Raw genomic sequence first — 3933 nt, 5'->3', positions numbered from 1 at the left:
ATAAAACATCCTACGGCTATGACAGTCTGAACCGCTTGCAGCTGATTGACCCGTTGGATAGTGCCTGGGCAAATACCAGTATTTCATATGACGCCGACGTCAGTGGTATGGGCGTGATGGTTCAAAATATTACCCGCGGGAATTATCGCAAAGCCATTACGCTTGATGGACTCATGCGTCCGGTGTTTTCTAAAGAATGGGATGCCAGCAAAGAGGCCAACACCGTACGTTATGTACGTCAGCAGTTTAATGCCTATGGCAAAGCAGAGTTTGCATCAGTTCCCAGCGACAATAGTAATGAGCAATTTGGTACCGTCACCGAGTTTGATGGTTTGCAGCGAGAGCTTAGTCAGACCAATACCGCCAATGGCGATGTGACTTATCAGTATCTGGCAAATAACGCTATTGCCATCACCAATGGCCGCAACTATGAGACAACCACCGAATATCTGGCTTATGGCAGTCCAACCACGGAAATAGCCACAAAAGTAACGCAGCCTGAAAGCGTAGCGACCACCATTGTGTACAACTTGTTTGGTCTGCCGACCCAGATCACGCAGGGCGGCATGACCGAACTTCGCACCTATGACGCCCAAATGCAGCTTTGTCTGCAAAAACGTCCGGAAACCGGCGTGAAGGCTATGCAATACAACAGTTTGGGCGAAATGACCAAATTTGCCGAAGGTTTTGTGGGCAATGCCGGACATTGTACAGATTACAACAACGTCAATAGCAGTTGGGTGACTTTAAGCTACGACAATCAGGGAGATGTCTGGACAACATCTTATGCCGACGGCGTGACACCCAATATGGTGCAACAACTCGATAATCAGGGTAATCAGCTGTCTTTAACGGCGGGCACGACCGCTTGGGCTTATACCTACAATTCAGCGCATCTGCTCGATTCCGAGACCTTGAGTATTGATGGCAAATCTTTTGTGTTGGATCCGGTATACGACAGTCTGGGCAACCTGAGCAGTGTGATTTATGGCGGCGACACCATCCAATATACCCCTGATGCGCTGGGACAACCGACGAAGGCGACTGCAGGCAGCACCCAATATGCCGCAAACGTGTTGTTTTACCCCAACGGACAACTGAAAAGCTTCATCTACGGCAATGGTCAGCAGTTCAGCCAGACCCTGGACAACCAGTTCCGGCCAGAGCAGCGGTTGGTGAAGCAAGGCAATACCAATAAAGTCGCCCAACGGTATGCTTATGATCCGAACAACAATATTGAAAGCATTGTTAATCTGGTCGACAACAGCAAATCAATCAGCCTGACCTACGATGGTCTGGACCGGTTGAATACCGCCAGTGGCTATTGGGGAAGTGGCAACTTTGTTTATGACAATTTAGGCAATCTGACGCAGAAAAACCTCGGCACACAGCAGCTGACCTATCAATACAACCAGACTAGTAAAAGGCTGGACAGCGTCACCGGCGGTTATACTTTCGGCTACGACGACCGCGGCAATGTCACCAACAATGGCAAGCGCGGATTTACCTTTAACCGCGCCAATCAGCTGACCAACTCCGGTGCTATTGGTTATGTCTACGATGGCCATAACCGCAGGGTCAAAAAGACCGGCAGTAACCAGGGTTACAGCGTTTACAGCCAAAACGGTAAGTTGATGCTGACCGATGGCGCCAATGGTGCAACCAGTTATATTTATCTGGGCAAAGAGCTGATTGCCAAAGTGGGATCTGCTGCTGCATTGGAAGACAAGCCGGGCTATACCGGGCATGTGGAGGATAAAGATTTAAGTTTAACTTATATGCAGCAGCGGTATTATGACCCGGTGATTGGACGGTTTTATTCTAATGATCCGGTTGATATGTCGGGGCATATGCAGCGTGGTAGTCCGACGATGGGTTTTAATCGTTATGCCTATGCTAATAACAACCCTTATAAATACACTGATCCTGATGGTGAGTTTGGGGTACTAGGGTTTGTTTTAGGAGGAGCTATTGAAGCTGGTTTTCAAATCGCTTCTTCAATGGGGAATGGTGCAAGCTTTTCCGAAGCAGCAAGCAACCTCAATTATGGTGCTATAGGAGCGCAAGCAGCATTAGGCTCAGTAGGGGGGTTTGGAGCTAAGTTAGTCACTGCTGGAGTTAAAGGATCTACGACTATAGGAAAAGGCACTCTCACACTAGCTTCCAAAACTGAACGAGTTGCTGTAGGGGCACAAGGAGCCGCACAAGTTAGTAGTTCAGCTGCAGCGTCTGCTGGCATGAGGGGTGGAGATATGACAGATCAAGTAGGAATAAAACTAGTTGACGCTGCGGTTGGTGTTCCAGTTGCTACGGCGATAGCAAATAAAGACGCTATCATGGATGGGGTTGAAAAAGCAGTGGAAAAAGTACAAGAGAAGCTTGATGAAAAATAATAATTTAGAATCTATCGAAAATTTTAGTTATTTAAAAAATTGTGTTTTAAATGGCACAGTTATGTTTCATGCTTTAATTCAAGTGTTGAAAAATACTTATATTATTTTTCTGGTATTGGCAATTCCAGCTTATTTTTCAACTTCGAATTTAGGTATGATAACTAAAGCAATCGTTCTTTTGATTATATTTTCTGCATTAGCAGTTTTAGGTTTAATTTACTGTTACATAAAACAGTGGTTTTACATTAAAACAGCCCAAGAAGGAAATTATTTCTTTACGATGTCTTCAAAAGAAAAAGGGGTTGTTATTGGAAATGTACTTAAAGGTTCTTACTAGTAAAGTAATCACTAGGGTCATAATCATTAATTTATTGTGACTTAATGTAGCAATTCAGGACACCCACATTTTAGAATGTGTGGGTGTCCTTTTTCCCTTCTGAAGGCTTTGTGGGCAATGCCGGAAATTGTACAGATTACAGCAACGTCAATAGCAGCTGGGTGACCTTGGTCAATGACAACCTGGGAGGAGCAATTCAGGACACCCACATTTTAAAAAGAAGTAATTCAGTACACCCACATTTTAGAATGTGTGGGAATAGCAATTCAGGACACCCACATTTTAAGGAGCCAAAACAGGACAGCCAGATTTTAGAGGTGACAACCAATAGGACATCCAACGTAATTAGTATTAACAAATAAAAATACGATAACTGTTAAAAGCCCACCAGCGCTGGCGGGCTTTGTCCTTTAATCAAGTAAGGGTTTCTGTTTTAGATAATATTGGTGTGAAGCTGCCAAATCCTAAGCGTGTGCAGCTATGGCGGTTAACTGGCCTGATGATTTTCTAACATTGATAAGGCAAAATATTCAGCCGAACGCCAGCCTTGCGGCCGTGATCCCAACAACTCGTTGTTGCTTAAATTTTTCGCAAAACTCCATCATATGAGTTGCGCTGCCAATAACGCGGTGGTAGTGCCGTTCCAACCCCTCACAGTTATTGAGCCACGCTGCTGTGTTGATGTTTAGTCGAGTAAGGATCGGGGGAACCTTGTCGGAAATAACAAGAAAAATTCAGGACACCCACATATTTTAAAAGGCCCAAACCGTACATCCAGATTTTAGAAACGTCATGCAGATATGTTCAAAATAATAGAACTGAATGTGGCGCTATATAGAATTTGCACAGAATAAGCGAGACGCATATGCCAGAGCTTGTTCTGCAGAGGTACTTGAGCATTGGAAAGTCGAATAGGGTTCAGCCGCGTGCACTAATCACGGCAAACCGGGCTTCGAAAACTGAACGCAAATGGAACTGTCAGCCAAAACTTCGTCGGCAGGCCGTTTGGCCGTGGAGCCAACGCTGACCGAGTTTCTGACAATATTGTTTAAGCGAACTGACGGGACCCAGTACCTGGTGAAAGATGGTTTCTAGTTGTTGGCAGTTTTGCAACCAGCAATCCGCAGAAATACCCAGGCGAGCCAGGATAGGTGGCAGTGCTGTGTCGATGGCGCCGCGTTTGTCCGCCCGCATTTGGCGACC

At 45.5% G+C, this 3933-nt stretch carries 2 protein-coding genes and 1 pseudogene; 2 read left to right on the top strand and 1 reads right to left on the bottom strand.

All coding sequences use genetic code 11. The features are described from left to right. Both A5320_RS01195 and A5320_RS01190 read left to right on the top strand, forming a co-directional pair. The coding region (locus tag A5320_RS01195; RefSeq protein WP_197489941.1) for an RHS repeat domain-containing protein at positions 1-2393 on the top strand (2393 nt) is incomplete at its 5' end. Beyond that, entirely contained in the window at positions 2383-2730 is a 348-nt protein-coding gene (locus A5320_RS01190; RefSeq protein WP_068059878.1) for a hypothetical protein, read from the top strand. The genes A5320_RS01195 and A5320_RS01190, both read left to right, overlap by 11 nt. 978 nt (positions 2731-3708) lie before the next feature. Here the strand turns inward: A5320_RS01190 and A5320_RS22215 are convergent. Then, positions 3709-3933: pseudogene (locus A5320_RS22215) on the bottom strand (transposase); the annotation flags it as partial.

The organism is Rheinheimera sp. SA_1, from assembly GCF_001669775.1.
Classification (GTDB): domain Bacteria; phylum Pseudomonadota; class Gammaproteobacteria; order Enterobacterales; family Alteromonadaceae; genus Pararheinheimera.
Note: the sequence above shows the minus strand (reverse complement) of the source record. Positions and strands in the feature narration are given on the sequence as shown.